This is a genomic window from Corynebacterium marambiense, from assembly GCF_016342275.1.
GTDB classification, from domain to species: domain Bacteria; phylum Actinomycetota; class Actinomycetes; order Mycobacteriales; family Mycobacteriaceae; genus Corynebacterium; species Corynebacterium marambiense.
In genome coordinates this window covers 43,941-67,888 of sequence record NZ_JAEIOT010000015.1, presented here as the reverse complement: position 1 = coordinate 67,888, position 23,948 = coordinate 43,941, and the positions used below count along the sequence as shown (strand labels likewise).

Sequence of the window (23,948 nt, the reverse complement as noted above, 5' to 3'; positions counted from 1 at the left end):
CGGAGAAGAAGGCGAAGCCCTCGGGCTGGGGTTCATTTCTCATTACCCCTGATATACTTCTCGCGGATGTGCACGCTCGGCGGCGTCGGCTGGGGTTCATTTCTCATTACCCCTGATATACTTCTAATCGTGCTCATCAACTGACACGTACGGCTGGGGTTCATTTCTCATTACCCCTGATATACTTCGCGCGGGCCCTCGTCACCCCGCGCACTAGCTGGGGTTCATTTCTCATTACCCCTGATATACTTCCCCGGCACTGGCCCGGCGTCCCGAACTAGCTGGGGTTCATTTCTCATTACCCCTGATATACTTCCAGTGGAAACAGCTACTTAACCGACCGCGCTGGGGTTCATTTCTCATTACCCCTGATATACTTCCCCAAACGCATCCTTTGCCGTTTGCCATGCTGGGGTTCATTTCTCATTACCCCTGATATACTTCATGGTACATACAGTCCCGCTAGTGGTACGCTGGGGTTCATTTCTCATTACCCCTGATATACTTCTCTGCCCACAACAAGGCGCAGCCGCCATGCTGGGGTTCATTTCTCATTACCCCTGATATACTTCACATCACGGCGGAAATCACCGTGGAGATGCTGGGGTTCATTTCTCATTACCCCTGATATACTTCAGCTAGGAGAGTTCGCGCGCGTGCTTGGGCTGGGGTTCATTTCTCATTACCCCTGATATACTTCCGCACCCCCCAGCGTCGTCGTTATCACAGCTGGGGTTCATTTCTCATTACCCCTGATATACTTCTGAAGCATGCGCGGAGTTCGTGCGCGACGCTGGGGTTCATTTCTCATTACCCCTGATATACTTCATCCCCGGGGCGAAAAATGCGCTAGTCAGCTGGGGTTCATTTCTCATTACCCCTGATATACTTCTCGACACCTACAACGGTGGCCGAATCATGCTGGGGTTCATTTCTCATTACCCCTGATATACTTCTGGCGCGTGAGCGCGCGACCACCGCGCGGCTGGGGTTCATTTCTCATTACCCCTGATATACTTCGACCCGCCTGTGGAGGCGGATCACATGGGCTGGGGTTCATTTCTCATTACCCCTGATATACTTCTCGCCGCTGAACTGGTCTGGCCTGTAGCGCTGGGGTTCATTTCTCATTACCCCTGATATACTTCACTGGCGTATCACCGTGAGCGATGGAAGGCTGGGGTTCATTTCTCATTACCCCTGATATACTTCAGGGGATGCTCCACCCGAAGCTCGCAGCGCTGGGGTTCATTTCTCATTACCCCTGATATACTTCCCACCCCTGTGGCCTTCAGCGACGACGGGCTGGGGTTCATTTCTCATTACCCCTGATATACTTCGTCCTGATCAACAATGATCGCTTTGGGAGCTGGGGTTCATTTCTCATTACCCCTGATATACTTCGATGACGCTGCCGTGGCCCGGTGACCCGGCTGGGGTTCATTTCTCATTACCCCTGATATACTTCATCGGCCGCTGGTACCCCACCCGGCGTGGCTGGGGTTCATTTCTCATTACCCCTGATATACTTCAGTCACGGTCGATCCGGTGAAACGCGGAGCTGGGGTTCATTTCTCATTACCCCTGATATACTTCTCGAACGAAACGGACTAGTCACCCCCGAGCTGGGGTTCATTTCTCATTACCCCTGATATACTTCCTACCCACGTCCACCGCTTACATTGGAGGCTGGGGTTCATTTCTCATTACCCCTGATATACTTCCGGCAAACTCAACTGCACGTATTGAGATGCTGGGGTTCATTTCTCATTACCCCTGATATACTTCCGGTAGTAGACACCATCCTCACCAGCAGGCTGGGGTTCATTTCTCATTACCCCTGATATACTTCGAAACCGCATGTATACCGTGCAATACGGGCTGGGGTTCATTTCTCATTACCCCTGATATACTTCCCACGCGGTGCCGATGTTGCCGGTCCGGGCTGGGGTTCATTTCTCATTACCCCTGATATACTTCGCCGCGCCGCGCAAGGGCTTAAGACGCAGCTGGGGTTCATTTCTCATTACCCCTGATATACTTCAGCGAAGATGACGACACCGTCTCCGACAGCTGGGGTTCATTTCTCATTACCCCTGATATACTTCGGAAGGCAGACGGGCCGCCTGCAGCATCGCTGGGGTTCATTTCTCATTACCCCTGATATACTTCCAGGACTATCGCGACACCGCGGCGCGGCGCTGGGGTTCATTTCTCATTACCCCTGATATACTTCCCCTTCCAGGGTAATCGAGTCAAGCATTGCTGGGGTTCATTTCTCATTACCCCTGATATACTTCATGAAGTTGTTGCACACATGAATGGCAGGCTGGGGTTCATTTCTCATTACCCCTGATATACTTCTTCTGACCCAACTCGTGCAGCGGGGGTTGCTGGGGTTCATTTCTCATTACCCCTGATATACTTCACGACCTTTTACGCTGATGAGGCGCGGGGCTGGGGTTCATTTCTCATTACCCCTGATATACTTCGCCGAAGAGTCGATGTTGACCGAGTGGGGCTGGGGTTCATTTCTCATTACCCCTGATATACTTCGCAACGATCAACGATGAGGGCCGTCGGAGCTGGGGTTCATTTCTCATTACCCCTGATATACTTCATTCGAGCGGGGTCCATCGGGATCAATGGCTGGGGTTCATTTCTCATTACCCCTGATATACTTCCCGCCGTGGGGGGAGTGGACGGTGACGGTGCTGGGGTTCATTTCTCATTACCCCTGATATACTTCGGTGCGCCCAAAAAATGTTGTATGACCTGCATGTTTAGCGGGCCGGTAGGCTAGAAAATCGTGAGCTGTGAGGGCTGATCTTCCTGTTTTTCAGGCACAGCACTCGAAAAACGGATAGCTCTGGACCACTGCTTGTCCGTGATGGACACGACCCGTACATCACCTCCTGGCGGTAGCGCCGCTTTAACTGCAGTCACGATCTGCTTTAACCGAGCAGCTAGAGGAAGATACTGCACGTACACACTGAGCTGCGCCATGCAAAAACCCAGGTCAAGTAGCTCATTGCGGAAGCGGGTCGCGGCTGATCGTTGTGCCTTCGTCTTGACCGGTAAATCGAACATCACCAGACACCACACCGGCTCACTCCCTTTCGCGGGCATTCAACTCACCCCACCACACAGGCACCTCGAGTGTTTTCCGATCTGCCTCAACATACAACCCGTATTCTTGACAGAAAGCCGTGAGCACAGTCGGGATCGTCTCCCCGGTACCATCAAAAACACCGGTTACAGCTGCCACCAATCCCCGCTTCACATCAGGATCATCCATCCCGCCTCCATACTGGCTGTAGTGAGTCAGGACGTACGCATCAACCGCTGGCCTAAAAGGCTCAATGAGATCATCGACGAGTGCATACGGATTATCACGACCACGATGAAAAACAGCCAGCGTCCCAACAAGCCCTGCAGACACCACTGCCCGTATCCCGTAGCCCCGAAGGATCGTGTACGCATAGTCAAGGCAACTGTTCAATCCCTCAACCCCCGAGCCGGGAAATCTTCTGAATCCTATCTCATACTGTGAGACCGCATTCCAGTATTTTCTAGCAGCGACTGCTTCAACGTTATTCGGGTCTCCTGATTTTACCGTTTTAGCCAGTTCCTGAAGGTCCTCCGAAGCTGAGTGAGACACGCTTTTGATCGTGGCCGCCTGCCCGCTGATCTTTGCTCTGATGATCCGCCCCCACGCATTCTTCCTGCGCGGAAGTGTCAGCTCCGCCTGTGCACGTTGCCGGGCGCCGATTCTAGTGTGATCACGCCACGGGGCAGCACCCGCAATGGGTATCCCACTCCAGTTGCAGACAAGAAGAGGAACATCATATTCACTCAGTTTGGTCAGCACTGCACCGGAGACCGAGGCATGGTTTCCAATGAGAACTACAGCGATCTGGGTAAGGGGAACCGTGACGTGTTCAGAAATCCCGTCCCTCTTGACGAGCAATTGTCCACGCCGATACACGATGCTCCCCTTGAACTCCGTGAAATCGAGAACACGCCACCCCGGGTTCACCGGCTACGCTCCTGCCAACCATGTCACAGGGAGATGCGCGGGACTCTCCATCCGTGGGCGACCCAGTGCATCTCTGCGGATAACCACCACCGCTCCCCTTTCGAAGAACTTGTTGACTGCCGGTCGCCAGCCTGGCCTATCCACTGTTTTACACAGTCCCTCCGATGCGTTCTCGCTGAGGCCCTCACCGCTGAGCTGTAGTGGACGCAATCGCAGCTTTGAATCCGAGTAGAATCCATCCAACCGCCACCTGGAGATAATCCCTACCTCTTCTTGTGCTTGCGCCAGGTGTCCTGTGTTGAAGGGATCTGTCTTGACCAACAGCTCGTCATCGATAACCAGCCATCCGAGGTACTCTGCGGTTCCTGCGTCGAGCGCCTGCCTCAATTTAGGCTCGGTATATCTGCGGGTGATGGTTTGCGGAGGAAGCTCCACGGAGAACAGATCCTGCTCACGGAACTTCTGTAGGTCAATTGTGTAGACCCTCATCATGCCGTAGGCCATTTTTTTTCCTGCCGGGTAACGGTAGATGCGGGCATGGTGGAATGACGAGCCGAGTTCTGCGAATCCTCCTCTTACCGCCAGTGATGCGGCACCGATCGGAAATACGGTGATCGTGTCATCACTGTTCAAATGATTACCGTGGATACGAATTGTCCGGTCAGGATCTTCCGGTAACCCTTCCTTCGGATCAAAATCAGGATGCCTTGTGAGTGCACACCACAGGGCCTCACTCGAGGCTCTATCGATATCCTGGACGGATATCGCATCACCAACCTTAAGCTCCTTGAGTGGGCGGATTGTGTCCTCATGAACCGCACCATTGCCCAAACGAAGTCGGAGGTTTGACATCACGACAATCCGGTCCTCGTTGAGCGCTTCTTGGAGCAATCCAGCAAGCACCTTCATTTTCCTTCTCCACGTGGAGAACTGAATCTGATGGTGTGCGTCCGAACCTGTGAATTCCTTCCACTGAGGCGCGGAGCGACACAGCTCCTGGCTGAAACGAACATTTTCTCGCTGTGCCAAGACCTCCGCAACGGTTGCGGACATGAGCGCCACAACTGCGGCATCCACAGCGTGATGGCGGCGGTCAAGCCGGGTTTTTCCCGTTCCTCCAATGAACTCAAGTCGTTTCGATATCCCCGACGCCTTACGCGCAGCCGCAGTCAGTGAACCACGGTAGACCCGTACCTTCGGGCTATCCCCGTCCTCATTTTGGAGGTGCTGCCAGATACGTGCTCGGAGTTCATTGGCCATCCACGCAACGGATTCGATGGAACGATTGTCCAGTTCCTCGTCCACGGTTGCTCGTTCAAGGCGTTTGCAGACCTCCGCCGTGAACTCTTTGAACTCTCTGGGACGCATACCGGGATCGGTGATCCAGTGTCGGGTACGTTCCTTCGCTTCAGCAACACTCACACCTTCACGGTCGCACCGTTCAGCCCATACAGCAAATGGAATATTGCTTTTCGACCGATTGCAACGGCCGCATACCGCCACGAGATTCGCGCGGATATTCGTGGATCCGGCTCCCGCCCTGGGAACGATATGATCCATCTCGCAGTTATCATACCTGATCGACTGCCCACAATACGCGCACTGTCCGTTTTGGCGTTGCACGGACTGATAGCGCCACAAATCTGCCCGCCGTGTACGGCTGGCTTCGATTCCGAGTTTCTGCTGCATCTCCGCAAACAACTGTTCGTTGCGTTTTGTTCGGCGCTGAATGTCGCGGTCCAGTTCGCGGCTCTTGGATTCGCTGATGAACGCGTCCCTGACATGCTCGATATTCACGCTTTCGGGTATTCCCCAGGTATCTATCGCAGATTCAAGCCACCGGGCTACCGTTTTGAGTACGCGGTCAACGGCTGGGTTCCCGACGGGTTCACCGATCCGCGGTGCCGGTGGTTTCCAGTCAGGGTTGACACCAAACGCGCGCCGTCGCGCCTCGTAGAGATCCACCCCCTCATCAAGCATCACGCGGGTGATTCGACGAAGTGTGTCCTCCGAGTATGCTGCGCGCCCCATGGGAAGATGCAGCTTATCCAGCTTCTCCTGCTCCGCATCATCGAGATTGGCGAAGAACTCCTGGACTACGGCGCCTTCGGGAGAGTCGAAGTCGTCCATTTCACCGTTGGCGAGTGCCTTGAGCATCGCTGCACGGTGTGTATCGTCAGCTTCCTTCCACCAGTTCGCGAGGGTTTTCACCGAACAGGTGAGGAGCTGTCGGTTCGTGTCGTGCACGGGAGGTCGGGCGCCCGCGCGTTCCCCGTCATCCGTCATCGTTGCTGTGCCGAGGAGCCTGCCTCGGTCGATTCCTAGAATCTCAGCGATACTGTTCCAGTCGGGCTCCACCTTGGGCTTCAGGTTCAGGAGATGGTCATTGATGAGATTCCGTTCTTCGAGTGTGAGAAGCCTCTTCCCGTCCTCTGTACGAATCCGAAGGTTACCGATGAGCGCAGCGATCCGATACCTCTGAAATGCATCCGACGCCTTCAGGGCACGACGTTTCCCGGGCTGTAGCGGATCTTTTCCGACCCGCCCCGACGCAGATCCCTTCGGAGATTCCGCGACAAAAACTTTCTCAATGATCTCCCTGGTCAATGCGGGTTCAATCCCCTGCTTAGCGCAGATCTCCCGGATCTCCCTGGCGTGATCAGACTGCTGCAGCCGGGCGGAGAGTAGGCCGCCTTCACCACGTAACTTGTGTTGTCCGAAGCTCGTGGCCGCAACCATCTGTCCGACGGTCGCAGTTTCCGGGATCGTTATTCCGGTTGTCTTCGAGATCGTCGTGCGAATCTCGTTGAATGCTTCACTCGGTGATACATCCGCCATGAGGGATGACACCTTCGTGTAGGGGTTACGCCATCCTCGGTGGCGGGCAATGTGACGTAGCGCGATGGATAGTTTTTCCCCGCGTTCAGCCGAATTCTCAATCCGGCTCACCACGAGTTCCGCACGTACCCGCCACGGTAAATATGGATCCTCGTAGGACTCCATCTCGTTGACGGGCCAACCCTGCTTTTCCAGGAAGTTGTCCAGCTGAACGAGGCGCCGGCGCCGGCGCCGGAAGAGCCTCCGGGTCCGTCTGGCCACACCGGAGACGGCCAGCCTTGTCTGCGCGGATTTGATGCTATCTGGATCGAGTCCTGAATCGTGGATGTGCGAGACAGAACTCAACAGTTCTGTCGGTGTCCCCTCCTCATCAACTGCTACTGCGGTCATCCCGACCGAGTAGGACCCAACATCAATTCCGACAAGATAGCGGTGCTTTTCAGACATGCAGATGCCCTTCCTTGAGAGGTAATGAGAAAAGGCCAATGAACATCGCTGTTCATTGGCCTTGAGAGCTAATAGCTCGGAGCATTCAACGTCAGAAACGAGCTGACGCTTACTGAGGTTCATTTCTCGTTTCCTAGTATAGGTGACACGCATAGATTTGAACAGGGTTCTCCGCGTTTTACTCCATACCGGGGGTATCACTACCCCACCCCCACCTACCCAACCCAACACACTGCCGTGGCGTAATCCCCGTCGTGGCTGATGGACAGGCTCACCCGTACATCACCCAAGCTGAGGTTCACAGTCCGGGCCACCTCACCGTGGAGCGCGAGCGTAACCCTTCCCCACCTGTCGGGTCGGACCTCGATCTCCTGCCAGTTCACTTTCTCGGGGTGGATGACGGGCGACTGTCCGTAGAGCGCGGTGGACCAGGCTTTGATGAATGCTTCTTTGGCGGCCCAGCGCCCGGCGAGGTGTTCGGCGCGCAGGTGGGCGGGTTTGCGGCCTGCGATACGCTTCTCCGTGGTGGTGAAGACGTCTGCGAAGGTGCTGCCCGGGGTGCCCAGTTGTTCGGCGAAGCCGGGGATGTGAACGAGGTCGATTCCGGTGGTGGGCAGGAGCGGTGCAGGCATGTACCCCAGCCTACCGGCCGCGGCAGGGTGCGTGGAGGTGGTGCGACGTGACAGAACCGCCGCCCCACCTGTGTGAACGGGTGGGGCGGCGGCTGTCTTTTTTGGTCAGGCGCGCGACACCGTTAAATCTCGGTCCCGGTGCGCAGGACGCCGTCGACGAGTCGGGCATCATCGTCCAGTAGGACGCTCGCCTCGCGTTCCTTGGCCGCTGCGCCGGTGGCTCCGAGGTTGCGGTCGGTGGGGCGGGTGAACAGGGCGGGGCCGCCGTAGATTCCGCTTAGGATGCGGCGCAGGCCGGCTTCTTCGCGGGCGGTGGCCCGTGCGGTCCAGGATGCGACGGCATCGTCACCTTGTGCGGTGCGCAGCGCCTCGACGAAGGCGCCCGGGTGGACGATGGCGACCAGTGCGGAGACGTGGCCGAATCCGAGGGAGGTGACCAGTCCGGCCTTCGGGGGTCGTGCAGCCAGGTTCAGGGGGCTGCGCAGCCACACGAGGTGATTGTGCTTCGCCAGGACCGGGTCAACGCAGTCGAGGGCCCGGTTGGCGGGCAGGACACCGCTGCGGAGGACCTGGGTGAGCCCGATCATCTGGAAGGCCGCGGCTCCGCCCTTGGCGTGGCCGGTGAGCGACTTCTGGGAGATGACGTAGAGGGGATTTCCGTCGGCGCGGCCGATGGATGCGGCGATCCGCTCGTGCAGGTCGGACTCGTTGGGGTCGTTCGCGGTGGTGGAGGTGTCGTGCTTGGAGATGACGGCGATCTCGTCGGCGGTGACCCCGACCGATTCGAGGGCCTTGGCCAGTCGGGAGTTGATGCCTCCGCGGGCCGCGGACAGGGCGCCGAGGCCCGGCGCCGGGATGGAGGTGTGCGCACCGTCTGCGAAGGATTCGGCGAAGGCGATCACACCGTGCACGGGGAGGCCGAGTTCGGCGGCGACGCTCGCGCGGGCGAGCAGCAGCGTTCCGCCGCCCGCGGAGGAGACGAATCCGCCGCGGCGTCGGTCGTTGGCGCGGGAGAAGTACTTCTCCTCGATGCCCTTTCCGGCCATCTCGGCGGAGTCGGCGGTGGCCGCCATGTCGCCGAAGCCGGTGATGCCCTCGACGGAGAGATCGTCGAAGCCACCGGCGACGACGACGTCGGCCTTGCCGAGCTTGATCTTGTCCACGCCTTCCTCGACGGACACTGCGGCGGTGGCGCAGGCTGCGACGGGGTGGATCATCTGCCCGTAGCCGCCGACGTAGCTCTGCATGACGTGCGCGGCAACGACGTTGGGCAGTGCCTCTTGGAGGATGTCGTTGGCGCGGGGCTCGGCGAGCAGGCGGTCGATGTAGAGGGAACGCATCGATTCGACGCCGCCCATGCCGGTGCCCTGGGTGGAGGACACGCGGGCGGGGTGCACGGCGCGCATGAGTTCGGCAGGGGTGAATCCGGAGGACAGGAACGCGTCGACGGTGCAGACGATGTTCCAGAGTGCGACGCGGTCGAGGTTGTCGGCCATGTCGGCGGGGATGCCCCACACAGTCGGGTCGAAGCCTTCGGGGATCTGGCCGCCGACGAAGCGGGTCATTGCCATGCGGCGCGGGACGCGGACGGCGGACCCGGCGTGGCGGGTGACGTTCCACTCGCCGCTCTCCTCGTCGAGCCAGGCGCTGGTGTTGTCCGGTTCGGAGTCGACGAAGCTGCGGGCGGCGTCGGCGTCGGAGACGCTGAAGGTCATGTCCTGGTCGAGGTAGACGGTGGTCAGCTCGGGGGCGAGGTTGTCGACCATGTCGAAGTCGTCGTGGTAGCGGCGCACACCGACGCGTGCCAGGACCTCGTCGTGAAAGCGGTCGTAGATGTCCTCTTCGGCGATTTCGGTGCCCTCGGCGTCGTACCAGCCGGGGGTGGGGTCGGCGTCCCAGGTGATTAGTCCCATGGACCAGGCGAGTTCGATGACTCCGGCGGCGGTGAGGTCGCCGCTGACCTCGGCGTCGAAACGCGTGCGCGCGGAGCCGTAGGGGCCGAGCTCGCCGGTGCCGACGATGACGACCATGTCGTCGAGGTCGGTGGTGACCTGCCCGGTGAAGTCCGGGGTGGTCTGCCGGATGCGGCGGTACGGGGTGGGCAGAGCGGTGAGTTCGCGTGTGTCGACGTCCGTCTTCTCAGCGTCGGCTGCGGCGGCGTCGCGGGCTGCGGTGCGTCCGAGTTCGGCCAGATCCAGGTCTGCTTCACCGAGTCCGCCGGTGAAGTCGACGGTGACGGGTGACTTGGCGGCGGTGGTGCGCACGTCGGTGGTGATCTGGGTGAGCAGTTCGGTGGCGATCTCCTCGGTGGAGTAGGTGCGCACACCGGCTGCTTCAACGGCGTCGACGAGGGGGTCGTTGCCGCCCATCAGTCCGGTGCCCCGGACCCAGCCGATCAGGGCGTGAACGAGGGAGGTGCGCTCGCCCCACACGGGTTCGGCGTTCCAGCGGGTGACCAAGGCGTCGAGTGCTGCCTTGGATTCGCCGTAGGCGCCGTCGCCACCGAAGCGGCCCCGGTTCGGGGAACCCGGCAGGACGATGTGCATGCGGCGGCCGACCTGGATGTCGGTGCCGATGGCGGACAGTCCGGAGATGAGCCTTTCGACGGACCAGAGAAGCAGGCGCATCTCGTTCTCGGCGCGGGGGCCCGCGTCGTCGAGGCTGCCCATGACGCGCGGTGCGGCGAAGGGGAACAGCAGCGTCGGAACGAGTGCCTTCTTGGTGACCTTCTTCTCGCCGTTGACGGTGGCGGTCTGCTCGGAACTGATCCACTCGATCACGGATTCGAGGTCGGCGTAGGAGGTGAGGTTCGCGGGCACGATCCACAGGGCGGCACCGCCACGGGCATTGTCGCGGTAGAGGCGCTTGTAGAACTCGAGGCGGTCGTGGTTGAGCGAGGACGTGGTGGCGACGACTGTCGCTCCACCGGCGAGCAGCTTGGCGATGATCGCGGCGGCGATGGAGTTCGGTGATCCACCGGTGACCACGGCAACATCATCGGTGTACTCGCCGGGGCGGGTGTCGCGTGCCTGGTCCGCGAGGCGGCGCAGCGTGGCGGCGGTTGTCTCGTCGGCCCTGGTGGCGAGGTGCGTGGCGAGGTCGGCGACGGCGCTGCCGGTCCCTGTGACATCGAGTTTTTCGGCGTCAAGCTCCCCGGCGGCGACGCGGATGATGTCCTCGCGGGCGGAGGCCCACCGGTCATCAATGAGCACGGTGCGCTCAGCCTCGAAGGTCTCCGAGACGAGACGCGGCCAGTCTGAGCCGAGTTCCTTACTGACGAGCTCGAAGAAGCTCTGGTCCGCTTCGGCGGCGGAGAGGTTCGCGGTGCGCGGGGTGTGGTTGAGCCCGAGCTGCGCGAGGATGGTGCGGGCGGTCGCGGCGAGCACACCGGCCTTGCCGGTGACCTGCTCCGCGAACTCGCCGAGCGCGGCGGAGTCGACGACCCCACCACCGGCGCCACCGGCGGTCGGCAGACCCACGGAGATACCGTGGGCGGCGGCGACCTGCTGGACGGCGGCGTCGATAAGGGCGTCGAGTTCACCGGCGTTCGACGGTGCGGCGGGACTCAGGGTGGCGAGGTCGCCGCCGCGCAGGGAGGCGCCCTCGCGGGAGCCGGTGACCACGGCTGCGGTGACGTGGTCGGCCCAGCCCTGGCCGAGCTGCCAGGTTCCGGTGACGCGCTCCGCGACATAGCCGGGGCGTTTTCCGGTGGGTCCGGTGATGCGGCGCAGGGCATCGGTGATCGCGTCGGACAGCACGGGGCCGAAGGCGGTGTAGCCCTTGGCCATGCGGGAGACGGTGTTCTTCAGGTCGGCGATCTCCGCGTCGGCGGCGCCGTCGATGGCGCCGAGCCCGAACTCGACGCCGAGATCGAGCAGGAGCTGGTTGCGGCGGGAGGATACGCCGTCGACGAGGGTTTCGATGGAGTCGGTGACGCCCATCTGCTCGGGACGAACCTTCGTCCACAGGGCGATGAGTAGTGCGGTGGCGTCCTCTGGGCCGTAGGCGATGTCATCGGGGCGGGGGCCGCCTGCCGGGGCGACGGGTGCGGCCGGTTCCACGGCGGCGGGCACCGCCGCGGACTCGGGTGCATCCGGTCCTGCGGTGGCACCATTGTCCGGAGTTTCTTCGTCGGTGACCTCGCGGACGATCTCGTCGGTGGCGAACACGACACTGCGGTCGCGCTCGATGTTGAGGACCTCGATGTCGCAGTGCGCGTACTGCGGGAGGCGCAGTGACTGGCCCATCATGTTCGCGATGGTCGGGGCGGAGCCCACCCCGACCTCGACGAAGCGCTCCACGCCGAGTCCACCGTGGGCGGTGTCGCGCAGGACGAGGTCCTGGGTCTCGATCCACCGGACCGGGGAGGCGAACTGCCAGGCGAGGAGTTCGACGAGGATGGTGCGGGCGAGTTTCTGCTCGTTCGCGGCCGCAGCGTCGAAGTCGGTGAGGATCTCGGCGAGCAGCGGCGAGTCCACGACCTCGGTCATGGATTCGACGAAGTCACGGGTCAGCTCGAACGGACGGGCCACGAGGTTCGGGATGTAGCGGCCGACGAGGACGTCGAGGTCCAGTTCCTGCGGCAGCAGGGAGTTGAGGTGGTCGCGGAAGTCGCCGACTCCGTCGCGCAGGACGGAGGAGTGGAAGGGCACGTCGATACCGGGGATGAGGATGAACGCGCGCTGGCCGGGGGCCGCCTGCTCCGCGGCGGCGCCGAGGGCCTTCAGGCCGGTGACGGTGCCGGCGACGGCGTACTGCAGCCCGGCGAGGTTGTAGTTGACGATCTCGAGGAACTCGCCGGATTCCTCGGCGATGCGGGCGACGAAGTCGGCGACGTTGTCGGCGGTGAGCCCCATCTTGTTGGGGCGCAGCGCGGCGAGCGCGTAGTTGGAGTTGCCGTTCTCGTCGCGGTCGACGAGACGGTGCATGGTGAGTCCACGCCGGTAGACGATCTCGACGACGGATTCCAGGGTCAGCGCCCGGGCGTAGGCGGCGAGCGCGTTGTATTCACCGACGGAGTGCCCGGCGAAGAAGGCCCGCTGGTTCAGGGCGTTGGCCTCCCGCATCTCGGCGACCTGGGCGACGCCGAGGGTGGCCATGGCGACCTGGGTGAACTGTGTCAGGAACAGCACACCGTCGGGGTGGTGGAAGCGTTCCCCGTCGACGATGACCTCGGTGGGGTTGTTGCGCACGATTTCCAGGACGGAGAAGCCCAACTTGGTGCGGGTGTGGGCATCCGCACGGTCCCAGACCTCCTTCGCCGCGGCGGAGGACAGGTAGGCGTCCATGCCCATGCCCTGGGACTGGATGCCCTGGCCGGGGAAGGCGTAGAAGGTTGTCGGTGCGGCCATGACGGCAGTGGCGACGAGGACGGGGTTTCCGCCAACGGTGGCGGTGACGCTGCGGACCTCGCCGCAGCCCGGTCGGTTGTCGATGCCGGTGCGTTCGACGGTGAACTCGATCGTGGAGCCGGGCAGGACCGGGGCGAGCATCGTGGCGGTGTACTCGACGACGCGGCCCGGCGCGGTGGTGGTGTTGTCGTCGGAGAAACCGGCGGCGGCGATGAGTTCGCCGATGGCGGAGGTCCACATGCCGTGGACGATGACGCCGGGTAGGCCGGCGAGTCCCGCTGCGGTCGGTGAGACGTGAATGGGGTTGCGGTCGCCGGAGACCACGGCGAAGGGCCGGAGGTCCTTCGGGGCGGCGACGGTGGCGATCGCGCGGAAGGAACGCGGGGTGTCAACGACGCTCGGCAGGACCGAGGTGTTGGTGTTCGCGGTTGCCTTGCCGTTGCGGCCGCGGATGGCGAAGCGCTCGGACAGGGTGCCTAGGGCCTCGCCGTCGGCGGTGATCCGGGCGCGGACGACGACGACGCGCCCGATGTCCGTATCGGTGACCTCGTCGGCGGTGGCGGTGACGTCGAGCTGCACGGCCTTGTCGGCGGTGGGGGCGGGTAGTTCGCGGTCGAGTTTGAGGTGGTGCTCGAGATGTACCAGGGACAGCATGCCCTCGACGACGGAGGCTGAGTCGGTGCCGGGGATGACCGCGGAACGCACGGCGGCGAACACGGCGGGCCAGGCGCGGCCGACGAGGACGTCGGGGGCGGTGCCTGCCGGGGTGAGGGTGTCGGGCAGGTAGCCGGTGGTCACGCCCTGATAGTCGGCCATGTGGCCGAGGTCGAGGGTGGTGGACCAGTGCGCGGTGTGTCCGTCGAGCTGGGCGAGGGTGCCGCCGGCTGCGACGCGGGTGAGTTCACCCATTGCGTCCTCGGCGTCGGCCTGAGTGACCTGCGGGACGGAGCCGGGGACGGCGGCGGCGGGCAGGGTGAAGCGGATGGTGAGGTCCGTGGTGGTACCGGCGGCGGTGGATCCGGCGAGCGGGACAGTGAGCACCGCGTGGGTGTCGTCCTGCTCGGTGAGGGTGGACCCGGTCGCGGTATGCGTGGCGGAGCGGCCATCGGCCGCGAGTTCCCAGGTGTCCGGAGCACCGAGGCGGGCGATGAGGGACGCGGCGTGGCGACCGGCCCAGTAGGTGCCCGAGGCGGCGAGAACACGCGGCACGGGGGCGGTGTCGACGGTGGCGGGGGCCTCGGTTGCAGTGTCCCCGACGCGTTCGATGGTGGCGGCGTTGAAGCGTGCCAGCAGGTCTGCGACGGGCTCGTTCATGCGGGTGATGCCCGCGACAGCCGCCGGACCGGGGATGACGCACACCTGGTCGGCGTCGTAACGCTCGTCCTGGGCCTGCCACAGGGAGTCGGAACGCCACCAGCGGCGCACGTTCTCGTCGATGACGGGCACGAAGTTGACGGGTTTACCCGGGGTGCGGCACAGCCCGAGGAACCAGACAACGTCCGCCGGGTGCAGCAGCTCGGTCACGGCGTCGGGGTAGGCCTCGACGAGCTTCTCGACGGCGCGTTGCGGTGCGTCGTTCTCGTCGAGGTCAACGATGGGCGTGAAGGTGCCGTGATCGGTGTCGGTGAGGCGCGCCTCGGCGCGGCCGAGCATCTGCTCGAAGCGGGTGAACCAGGTGATGTCGGTCCACTGCCCCTGGTACGGGCCGGACAGTTCGAGGTAGCGCTGCAGCCAGGTGCGGTAGGTCATATCGGTGAGGTCACCGAAGTAGGGCTTGCAGGTGCGTCCGATGGCGTCGATGATCTCATCACGGCGGGCGGCAACCGCCTCGGCGTCACCGGCGACCTCGTCGAGGAGGCGCCCCGCCTTCGCGGCGGAGTTGTCGATCTCGTGGATGTCCGCGCCGAGCTGACTGCGGCCGGAGGCCATCCCGCCTGCGGCATGCCCGGCACCGACCCAGTCGTCGATACCCGCAGTGTCGACGAGAAGCTGCTTGACGGACTCGGAGGTCTTCGCCTCTTTCGTCGCCATCGCGGCGGTACCGACGAGAATGCCGTCGACAGGCATGGCGGGCAGGCCGTGCACAGTGGCCCAGTCGCCCGTGATGTAGTCGGCCGCGCGCTCCGGCGTACCGATGCCACCGCCGACGCAGAGCACCACGTTCGGGTGGCGGCGGATGTCGCCGTAAGTGGCGATCAGCAGATCGTCGAGATCCTCCCAGGAATGGTGCCCCCCGGCCTTGCCGCCCTCCACCTGGATGATGACGGGGACATCCGGGACGGCGGCCGCGACGTCGAGGCACTTGCGGATGTGCTTGACCGCGCCGGGCTTGAAGCACACCCAGGGGATGTTCGCCTCGCGCAGCTCATGCACGAGCTCGACGGCGTCATCGTGGTCGGGCATCCCTGCCGTGACGACGACACCGTTGATCGGGGCACCGTTCGCACGGGCACGCTGCACCAGGCGCTTGCCGCCGATCTGCATCTTCCACAGGTACGGATCGAGGAACATGGAGTTGAACTGGGCGTTGACACCCGGTTCGAGGAGGTCGGTGAGCTTCGCGATGTTCGCTTCAAGGATCGCAGGCGTGACCTGCCCACCGCCGGCCATCTCCGCCCAGTTGCCGGCGTTCGCGGCCGCCGCGACGATCTCCGGGTCCACGGTCGTGGGAGTCATACCGGCGAGCAGCATGGGCGAGTAGCCGGTGAGCTCGGTGAAGCGGGTGACCAGGATGTCGTTGCCGTCCGCGTCGTGGGCAATGCGTGGGGCGAACTCACTGAAGTCCGCCGGAGGCTCCATCGGCAGGCCCGGATCAAACAGTCGCGACTGTCCCGCCTCATCGTGGACGGCCAGGACACCGACGCCACGGCCGGTGACTATCTGCCGGGTGAGACCGGCGACACCGCCGTCGGGCCCGACCTCGAAGATCCAGCGGGCGTCGGCTTCGGCCGCGCCGGTGACCTCGGCGACCCAGTCGACGGGGTTGACCATGACATCGGCGGCGACCTCGCGGGCCAGGTCGGTGTCGATGCCGCAGGCCGCCGCCCACTCGACGACTTGCTCCACACCGGGGGTGAAGGCGGGATGGTGGAACCCGGTCTGCACCTTCAGGGCCGTGAAGGTGGGCGCGAACGGCTTGCCGCCGCGTTCCTTGTTCTCGATCGCCTTCGCGTCACGTTCAGCGAACGTCTGCAGCAGTTCCTGCACTGCAGTAACGTCTGCGGGCCGACCGATAGCCACGAAGGCGTCAACACCGTTGCGGAGGCCGATGACCGGGCGCAGCTGTTCATCGACGTCGCCACAGGTCGCGGCAATCGCCTTGGCCAGTTGTTCCCGGGTGACGCCCTGAATCAGGAGCATCGGGTAGCTCTCGCCCTGCTGGATGAGCCCGGTCATCCTGCCGGTCCGGGTCATGGCGGCGCCGATGAGCTCGGCGACGGCGAGGAGCTCCGCAGCCCGGGAGACGTCCTTCATCAGGTGCACGCCGAGCACACCCTGGGAATGTCCGATGACCGCCGTGGCGCGCTCGATGTCGAGCCCCTGCGATTCGAGGGCGTCCAGAACCGCGAGCTGCGCCGTGAAGATGCCCGGAACGCTCACCGCGGCCTGCGCGGTATCGAAGGTGGGGGTCTCCTCGGCGTTCGCCCACGCAACCGGGTCAAACCCGTGGGGACGGGCACCGACGAGGGCGTCGGACACCGGTGCGAGAATACCCGCGGCCTGTTCCACGATTCCGGAGACGTTCGAGCCCGCACCCGCAGCGAGGGAGGCACGCAGTGTGCTCAACCAGTCGAAACCCTGACCGGAGAAGCTCAGTGCGAAACTCTGCTCCCCGAGGTTGTCTATGAGTCGGTCGCTGCCGAAGGTGTGCTGGTGCTCAGTCACGTAGAAACTCTCCTGTTTTTGCATGTTAGTGAGCGGCCCGGGAGCCGCTAGTTTTGCCCAGGCAAATGTGCCACAAAATCATGAGGAAAGCGTCATCTTTTGCCAACATCTCCCCAGTCGCTCATCTCCAGCCCCTGATCAAACCGCCGAAAACCGTAGTTGAGCGGGGGAAACTGTTTCGCACCCGCAATAGGAGGTCACACCCCCACAAAGGGGTGATTGTGTCAGGTTATTCGCGCCTGCCCCGACGCATCCCCGGCCCCAGCCCAGGAGATCCCCGACGCCGCTGGCCGGACCATGCACCGTTCCCGGCGCGGGAAGGAAGGACCCCGCATACCCCTCTCCCACAATGGATTCCCCGCCGGGGCTCCGGTCCCCGTCCACCTCGATGCCGATCAGCGTGCCAGTCTGCGCCAACCAGACGTCGTAACTGTGGGAGGTTTCAGTATTCGTACGCACCGGAAAAATGAAAACCCCTCCCGACGAGATTGGTCGGAGGGGTTGTACCTGGTGCGCCCGGGGAGACTTGAACTCCCACGTCATAAGACACTGGAACCTAAATCCAGCGCGTCTGCCACTTCCGCCACGGGCGCCTGCGTGTGCTGAACACACGCTGCGCGTCATCCTACAATCAACGACGCCAACGTTCCGAATCTGGTCCCCTCCGGGTGGCTACCCACGTATCCCAGTGAGGTATCGTCGACAAGTGTGAACGACATGGACAAGCCAAGGAACCAGGCACGCCCCCGCGTGCACTTCTTCCGGCTCCTGCTCCTCGCCGTCGCGGTTCTGACCACCCTTTTCCTGGCCTGGTGGCAGTGGACCCGGTTCCAGTCCGGATCGGGCTCCTTCCAGAACCTCGGGTACGCCCTCCAATGGCCGGCCTTCGGTGCATTCTTCGTCTACGCCTACTGGAAAATCGGCGAGTACGAACGAGAAGTCCAGGAGACGGGCCAGGCTCCCGCTGAACGGGAGAAGGCCGAGCGTGAGGCCCGCGGGGAGATGACGGAGATCGACGAAAATTTCCTCCCTCCCCGACCTTCGATCGACATCGAGACGTTCAACACCCTCAACACGCCCCGTCGCCGCCGCGACACCACCGAGTGAAAGAGGACCCCGTGACTGCACCCTCCACCGACACAAGCCAACCGAACGGCCGCCAGGACAGAATCCGGACAGCCCTCCGGATCTTCGTGGTCACCGCCTGGGTGACCGGTATCTGGCTCCTGATCCTCACCGGACGCATGATCCTCGACTACATCTTCCACGTCGACATGCCGAGCTGGGCCACCATCATCGGCCAGCTGCACGGACTGTTCTACATGTGCTACCTGATGGCGACGATGAACCTCGGAATCAAGGCCCGGTGGGAACCGGTGCGGTGGTTGACCACAGCGCTGGCCGGCACGATCCCCTTCATGTCCTTCTGGATGGAGCGCCAACGCCGCCGTGAGGTCACAACGGCGTTCGATCTCTGAGCCTCAGCTGTCGCAGGAACGACCCTCGGCAGCTCCGCACTCTGTCCCCTCCGCCTCATCGCCGGTGTCCACCGCGATGAGGCGCCCTTCGTCGGTACCCACGGCGGTGCCTTCGAGTTCGGACCGGTGAGCGAGCTCCGCGAGAGCGGGAACCAGGGCAGCGAGCGCCTTCCCTCGGTGCGACAGCGCGTCCTTCTCCTCGGGAGACAGTTCAGCGGAGGATCGGGGCCGCTCATCGGTGTCCGCCACGCGCTCATCCTCTTCTGCGGGTATGAACAGAGGATCGTAACCGAAGCCGTTCTCCCCGACCGGGGTCCGGACGAGTCGGCCCGACCAGGTCCCCTTCTCCACCCACTCCTCACCGTCCGGAGTGACTAGGGCGCAGACTGAGACGAACGCCGCCTTCCTGCGTTTCAGCGGTACCTCCGCCATCTGCGCGAGGAGCAGTTCGTTGTTGGCCGCGTCATCCCCGTGCCTGCCGCACCACCTCGCAGAGAGTACCCCGGGCATACCGCCGAGTTCCTCGACCGCGAGCCCGGAATCATCGGCCAGGGTGGTGATACCGGTGGCCGCGACGCCTGCACGAGCCTTGATCAGGGCATTGTCGGCGAACGTTCGCCCATCCTCGACCGGTTCCGGATATCCGAGTAGATCCTCGGATGAAAGCAGTTCGATCCCCTGAATACCTGCAGCGTCCAGGACTCGACGGAGTTCCTTCAGCTTCTTGGGGTTGTGCGATGCGACGTGGACAAGCACCGGCGCTCAGCCTTTCAGAGGTTCTGCGAGAGCGGTCTTCTGGGCAGCGATGAGCTGACGGCAGCCCACCTCCGCGGAATCCAGCATCGCGTTCAGCTGCTCCCGGGAGAAGGTGCCTGCCTCGCCGGTCCCCTGCACCTCAACAAAATTGCCCGATTCCGTCATGACGACATTCAGGTCGACCTCGGCACGGGAGTCTTCCTCATAGGGGAGATCGAGGCAGACACGACCGTCGATGATACCGACAGAGACCGCGGCGACCGGAGGAAGCAACGGATTTCCGGTGAGCACACCCCGTTCGCTCAGCGCTGCGACGGCATCGGCAAGCGCCACGTAGGCACCGGTGATCGCGGCCGTGCGGGTACCACCATCCGCCTGAAGTACGTCACAGTCCAGTGCGATGGTGTTCTCCCCTAGCTGAGAGAGGTCGATGGCGGCACGCAAGGAGCGACCCACCAGCCGGGAAATCTCATGGGTCCGTCCCTTCACCTTGCCTCGCATCGACTCTCTCGGCATCCGGTCGTGAGTTGCCGCCGGAAGCATCGAATACTCCGCGGTCAACCATCCTTCCCCGGAACCAACCTTGAACCGCGGGATTCGCTCCTCGACGGAAGCCGTACACATAACCCGGGTGTTGCCGAACTCAACCAGGACACTGCCTGCGGGATTGGTGGTGAAACCTCGGGTGATGGACACGGGACGCATCTCGTCGAGGGAACGACCATCTGCGCGGATGAAAGTAGAAGTCATGTCCGACAGAATACCCGGAGACACTACCGTCGCCGCGCCGTCACACGGACGAGATCCGCACAGAACCGACTCAGCTGACGCACCCGGTTCCGGCAAGCGGCGCACAGGAGGGATACAGACCGATCATCTCTGGCACGGCCTCGTCGTCCCTGAACCGTTTCGGCGACACCTACAACCCGAAGACTGTACCACCCCCGACGTACCCTCAAGATCAAAATAAGTTCCCTAGTGTTCCTTTAAAAGCAACATGAATCTATCCCCTGATACAGGGTGGAGAATTGCGCTAAGCTCGTTCCATAGGCTCGCCCAAACCCCACATAAGTGCAAACCAATCTCATTAAGGAGAGTTCACCATGAAGGCCCTCGTCTACCACGGTCCCGGCCAGAAGTCTTGGGAGGAAGTTCCGGATCCCACGATCCAGGACCCAACCGACGTCATCTGCAAGATCGACGCCACCACCATCTGCGGCACCGACCTCCACATCCTCAAGGGAGACGTTCCTGCAGTCACCGACGGCCGAATTCTCGGACACGAAGCCGTCGGAACGATCACCGAGGTCGGCGCAGCAGTAACCGATCTCAAGGTCGGCGATCGAGTCATCATCCCGGCAATCACCTCCTGCGGCAAGTGCACCTTCTGCAAGGTCGGAAACCACTCCCACTGTCAGTCCGTCGGTGGAATCGGCTGGATTCTCGGCCACCTCATCGATGGAACCCAGGCCGAATACTGCCGGGTTCCCTTCGCCGAGACCTCCCTGTACCGGGTACCGGAAGGCCTATCCGATGAGCAGGTCCTCTTCCTCACCGACGCCCTTCCAACCGGCTTCGAGGTGGGTGTCCTCAACGGCAACACAAAACCAGGCGACACCATCGCCGTCGTGGGCGCCGGACCTGTCGGACTCTCTGCGGTCATGACCGCGAGCCTCGCCGGTGCCGGCCGCGTCATCATCATCGACATGGATGAGAACCGGATGGACACCGCGATCGAGTTCGGTGCAACCGACAAAATCAACGCCGGGGATCCCGACGCGATCGAAAAGATCAAGGCGCTTACCCATGATGGGCTGGGCGTGGATGTCGCCATCGAAGCCGTTGGCATCCCCCCGACCTTCGAAACCTGCCTGAAGATCGTTCGCCCCCACGGCAGCGTCGCCAACGTAGGTGTTCACGGCAAATCCGTCGAACTCCCGCTCCAGGACCTGTGGATCTCCAGCATCAACATTTCCATGGGTCTCATCGACGGTTATTCCATCGACCGGCTATTGCGCATGGTGGCATCAGGAAAGCTCCCCGCGGAGAAGATGGCCACCCACCACTTCACGATGGATGACTTCATCGAGGCCTATGACCTCTTCGCTAACGCCGCCGAGCACAAGGCCGTGAAACTCGTGATCACGCCCTAATCACCACTGTGGAACTGTTCAACTGTTCAACACCATTCCGCGCAACGGTGACACCCCAGTAGGCAACAGAACGTTCACTCCCGACGGTCGCCCTGGGGTGTCACCGCGTCACACACCTGTGACGCTTCAGCGCCGCCGCAGCCGTAAACCTCCCACCACAGCCCCAGCGAGCACGAGAGCACCGATCACAAGTGATGCCGCCCAGGTCGTCCCAGAACCAGACTTCCTTTCGCCTTCAGCGGAAGTCTGTTGAATACCGACCCGTGTCTCGGTGGCTTCCGTCGTGGACACATTCCCGGATCGTGCAGCACTATCCCGCACCGCATCCGCACTGTCGCGACCTTTCCACTGCCGTTCCGCGTGGGCATACCCCTCGTGGTCGTGGCCATGGCCGTGATCGTGCCCATGGTCATGCCCACCGTGATCATGGCCGTGATCATGCCCAGCATGATCGTGCCCACCGTGCCCGTGGTCATGGTCATGCCCGTGATCATGCCCGTGCCCACCATGGTCGTGCCCGTGGTCATGGTCATGCCCGTGATCATGTCCGTGCCCGTAATCATGGCCGTGATCATGCCCAGCATGATCGTGCCCACCGTGCCCGTGGTCATGCCCACCGTGATCATGGTCGTGCCCGTGGTCATGGTCATGCCCGTGATCATGTCCGTGCCCGTGGTCATGCCCACCGTGATCATGCCCGTGGTCATGGTCGTGCCCGTGGTCATGCCCACCGTGATCATGTCCGTGCCCACCATGGTCGTGCCCGTGGTCATGCCCGTGGTCATGCCCGTGGTCATGGTCGTGCCCGTGGTCGTGGTCGTGCCCGTGCCCGTGATCGTGCCCATGGTCATGGTCATGCCCGTGGTCATGGTCGTGCCCGTGATCATGTCCGTGCCCGTGATCGTGCCCATGGTCATGGTCATGCCCGTGGTCATGGTCGTGCCCATTCCCGCCACCGGCACTCGAACCTGGATGCTTCGAGCTGAACCACCCACCTGCCGATGACCCGATCAGATCAGAGATCGAAGAACTTGAGGCTTTTCCACCATCATCTGGCGCCCCCGCTACCGAATCGCTGGAACCCGTGGTCCGATCATCATGCCCATGGTCGTGGCCGTGGTCGTGTCCGTGTCCATCATGGTCGTGGCCGTGGTGTTCGCCATGGCTGTGATCGTGGTCGTGATGATGATTCTCCGATGCACGGCCACCGTCTTCTTTTACTGAAGGGCTCGTGGGTTCAGTGGATCCATTTTCCGTGTTCGCTAGACGCTCTGCAGTATCTCCCTTAGGGAGCTCCTCAGCGTTGACGATGGCGGGCGACATCACGGCAAGTGGTAGCGCGGATGCGAAGGCGATTGCCAGTACCCGGTTCCTCAGGTGCATGAACAACTCCAGAGTTAATAGACAACAATTCTCAACAAAGTTATCCCGGCTGGAGGCAAATGGGTATGTTTTTCATTAGTGGGGGTGGTTGACACCCCCCTGACACAGAAGAAACCCTGTTCAACAGGGTTTCAGAGAGCATCTAGCACCGCATCGGTAGACAGTCGGACATCCACACACAGCAACACAGGCTTAAACGGACAGCGCCATCCCAGCCCTCCCCAAGAGAATTTCACCGTCAAACTCGGTCCGGGCGGCTGCAACTGTCGCATCCTGATCAACCCACGGCGGAATGTGGACTAGAACGAGAGCCCGAACACCCGCAAGCCGCGCCGCACGCCCAGCCTCCTGCCCGGATAGATGCATGGCTTCCGGCTTCCCCTGAGACTCATCCCCCCAGGTCGCCTCGCACAGGAAGACGTCGGCCCCCCGCGCCAACTCAATCAGATTCTCGCACCAGCCGGTGTCCCCGGAATACGCCAGTACACGGCCCGTCGCAGGCTCCTCCACTCGAAGCCCGTACGCCTCAATGGGGTGGACGACGGAATACGGGGTCACCGTGAAGTCAGCGACAATCTGTGCCTCTCCGTGCCGCCACGGAACGAAAGCAAAAGAATCCGACATGTCGTCCACCTCGCCCTCAATGTCGGATGAGAGGCGCCCCATCCGGGTTGGGAGGTCAATAGGACCGCAGCACAGGTTGCGCGCGGGAGCAGCTGAGGCCGGGTGATAGCGACGCCAGACCATCAGGGAGGGAAAGTCCATGCAGTGGTCCGCGTGCAGGTGAGAGAACATCACGTGGGCGTCCGCAGGATCCTGCACCTCCTGTAACGCCGCGAGAGTGCCGGGGCCGAAGTCCATGATCACCGCTGGGCCACGGGTCCCGCGCAGAAGGTACCCGGAAGCGGGCCCCTTGGGCGCTCCCAAGCTTCCGGTACACCCGAGGATGGTCAACTTCATAGGAATCACTGTGCCATGACTCGGGG

12 protein-coding genes, 1 tRNA gene, 1 pseudogene and 1 CRISPR repeat array (1 of these 15 only partly in view) are annotated in these 23,948 nt (G+C 62.4%); of the genes and pseudogenes, 5 read left to right on the top strand and 9 right to left on the bottom strand.

Going from position 1 to position 23,948, the window contains the following annotated elements; genetic code table 11:
* Nucleotides 1-2,749: direct repeats of the CRISPR family, unit length 36 nt; unit sequence GCTGGGGTTCATTTCTCATTACCCCTGATATACTTC (it extends 2,152 nt beyond the left edge of the window).
* A gap of 50 nt (nucleotides 2,750-2,799) precedes the next feature.
* From cas2 to JDV76_RS10630, 6 genes are all read right to left on the bottom strand, one after another.
* Complete coding sequence (gene cas2, locus JDV76_RS10655) at nucleotides 2,800-3,129, bottom strand: CRISPR-associated endonuclease Cas2 (protein WP_198736879.1); 330 nt, start codon at nucleotides 3,127-3,129, stop codon at nucleotides 2,800-2,802.
* The gene (gene cas1 / locus JDV76_RS10650; RefSeq protein WP_198736878.1) at nucleotides 3,110-4,039 is read right to left on the bottom strand and encodes a type II CRISPR-associated endonuclease Cas1; all 930 of its coding nucleotides are present in this window, start codon (nucleotides 4,037-4,039) and stop codon (nucleotides 3,110-3,112) included. The genes cas2 and cas1 overlap by 20 nt, the downstream gene beginning before the upstream one ends.
* A gap of 3 nt (nucleotides 4,040-4,042) precedes the next feature.
* The gene (gene cas9, locus JDV76_RS10645; protein ID WP_198737019.1) at nucleotides 4,043-7,324 is read right to left on the bottom strand and encodes a type II CRISPR RNA-guided endonuclease Cas9; all 3,282 of its coding nucleotides are present in this window, start codon (nucleotides 7,322-7,324) and stop codon (nucleotides 4,043-4,045) included.
* A gap of 215 nt (nucleotides 7,325-7,539) precedes the next feature.
* Nucleotides 7,540-7,941 carry a holo-ACP synthase AcpS gene (gene acpS, locus JDV76_RS10640; RefSeq protein ID WP_198737018.1) on the bottom strand — a complete coding sequence of 134 codons (402 nt, stop codon included), beginning with the start codon at nucleotides 7,939-7,941 and terminating at the stop codon, nucleotides 7,540-7,542.
* 137 nt (nucleotides 7,942-8,078) lie between these two features.
* Nucleotides 8,079-17,192, bottom strand: coding sequence for a type I polyketide synthase (locus tag JDV76_RS10635; RefSeq protein ID WP_248140972.1), 9,114 nt, complete (start codon nucleotides 17,190-17,192; stop codon nucleotides 8,079-8,081).
* 508 nt (nucleotides 17,193-17,700) lie between these two features.
* A tRNA-Leu gene (locus JDV76_RS10630) sits at nucleotides 17,701-17,785 on the bottom strand.
* Nucleotides 17,786-17,909: 124 nt separating this feature from the next.
* Here JDV76_RS10630 and JDV76_RS10625 point away from each other — a divergent pair.
* Together JDV76_RS10625 and JDV76_RS10620 are read left to right on the top strand one after the other, a co-directional pair.
* Complete coding sequence (locus JDV76_RS10625; protein WP_198736876.1) at nucleotides 17,910-18,299, top strand: hypothetical protein; 390 nt, start codon at nucleotides 17,910-17,912, stop codon at nucleotides 18,297-18,299.
* A gap of 11 nt (nucleotides 18,300-18,310) precedes the next feature.
* Nucleotides 18,311-18,670 carry a DUF3817 domain-containing protein gene (locus JDV76_RS10620; RefSeq protein WP_198736875.1) on the top strand — a complete coding sequence of 120 codons (360 nt, stop codon included), beginning with the start codon at nucleotides 18,311-18,313 and terminating at the stop codon, nucleotides 18,668-18,670.
* A gap of 120 nt (nucleotides 18,671-18,790) precedes the next feature.
* On the opposite strand, the pseudogene JDV76_RS10615 reads toward JDV76_RS10620, so the two are convergent.
* Nucleotides 18,791-19,426: pseudogene (locus JDV76_RS10615) on the bottom strand (non-canonical purine NTP pyrophosphatase); the annotation flags it as partial.
* Between the two features lie 6 nt (nucleotides 19,427-19,432).
* On the bottom strand, nucleotides 19,433-20,176 hold the full coding sequence (gene rph / locus JDV76_RS10610) for a ribonuclease PH (RefSeq protein ID WP_232959311.1): 744 nt from the start codon (nucleotides 20,174-20,176) through the stop codon (nucleotides 19,433-19,435).
* 353 nt (nucleotides 20,177-20,529) lie between these two features.
* Between rph and JDV76_RS10605 the strand changes: the two genes are divergently transcribed.
* From JDV76_RS10605 to JDV76_RS12825, 3 genes are all read left to right on the top strand, one after another.
* A complete protein-coding gene (locus JDV76_RS10605; RefSeq protein WP_198736873.1) occupies nucleotides 20,530-21,579 on the top strand; it encodes a zinc-dependent alcohol dehydrogenase family protein in 1,050 nt (349 codons plus the stop codon).
* Nucleotides 21,580-21,939: 360 nt separating this feature from the next.
* Nucleotides 21,940-22,584, top strand: a complete 645-nt coding sequence (locus JDV76_RS10600) for a hypothetical protein (RefSeq protein WP_198736872.1) — start codon at nucleotides 21,940-21,942, stop codon at nucleotides 22,582-22,584.
* A 93-nt stretch (nucleotides 22,585-22,677) separates the two neighbouring features.
* Complete coding sequence (locus JDV76_RS12825; RefSeq protein ID WP_255520451.1) at nucleotides 22,678-22,803, top strand: hypothetical protein; 126 nt, start codon at nucleotides 22,678-22,680, stop codon at nucleotides 22,801-22,803.
* A gap of 351 nt (nucleotides 22,804-23,154) precedes the next feature.
* Here JDV76_RS12825 and JDV76_RS10595 read toward each other — a convergent pair whose 3' ends face one another.
* Complete coding sequence (locus JDV76_RS10595) at nucleotides 23,155-23,922, bottom strand: MBL fold metallo-hydrolase (protein ID WP_198736871.1); 768 nt, start codon at nucleotides 23,920-23,922, stop codon at nucleotides 23,155-23,157.
* Nucleotides 23,923-23,948: the final 26 nt, after the last annotated feature.

Coding starts and splice junctions, on each gene's coding strand:
- cas2 (WP_198736879.1), bottom strand. CDS start 3,129: ATGCCCGCGAAAGGGAGTGAGCCGGTGTGGTGTCTGGTGATGTTCGAT.
- JDV76_RS10595 (WP_198736871.1), bottom strand. CDS start 23,922: ATGAAGTTGACCATCCTCGGGTGTACCGGAAGCTTGGGAGCGCCCAAG.
- JDV76_RS10625 (WP_198736876.1), top strand. CDS start 17,910: ATGGACAAGCCAAGGAACCAGGCACGCCCCCGCGTGCACTTCTTCCGG.
- JDV76_RS12825 (WP_255520451.1), top strand. CDS start 22,678: ATGCCCATGGTCGTGGCCGTGGTCGTGTCCGTGTCCATCATGGTCGTG.
- cas9 (WP_198737019.1), bottom strand. CDS start 7,324: ATGTCTGAAAAGCACCGCTATCTTGTCGGAATTGATGTTGGGTCCTAC.
- rph (WP_232959311.1), bottom strand. CDS start 20,176: ATGACTTCTACTTTCATCCGCGCAGATGGTCGTTCCCTCGACGAGATG.
- JDV76_RS10605 (WP_198736873.1), top strand. CDS start 20,530: ATGAAGGCCCTCGTCTACCACGGTCCCGGCCAGAAGTCTTGGGAGGAA.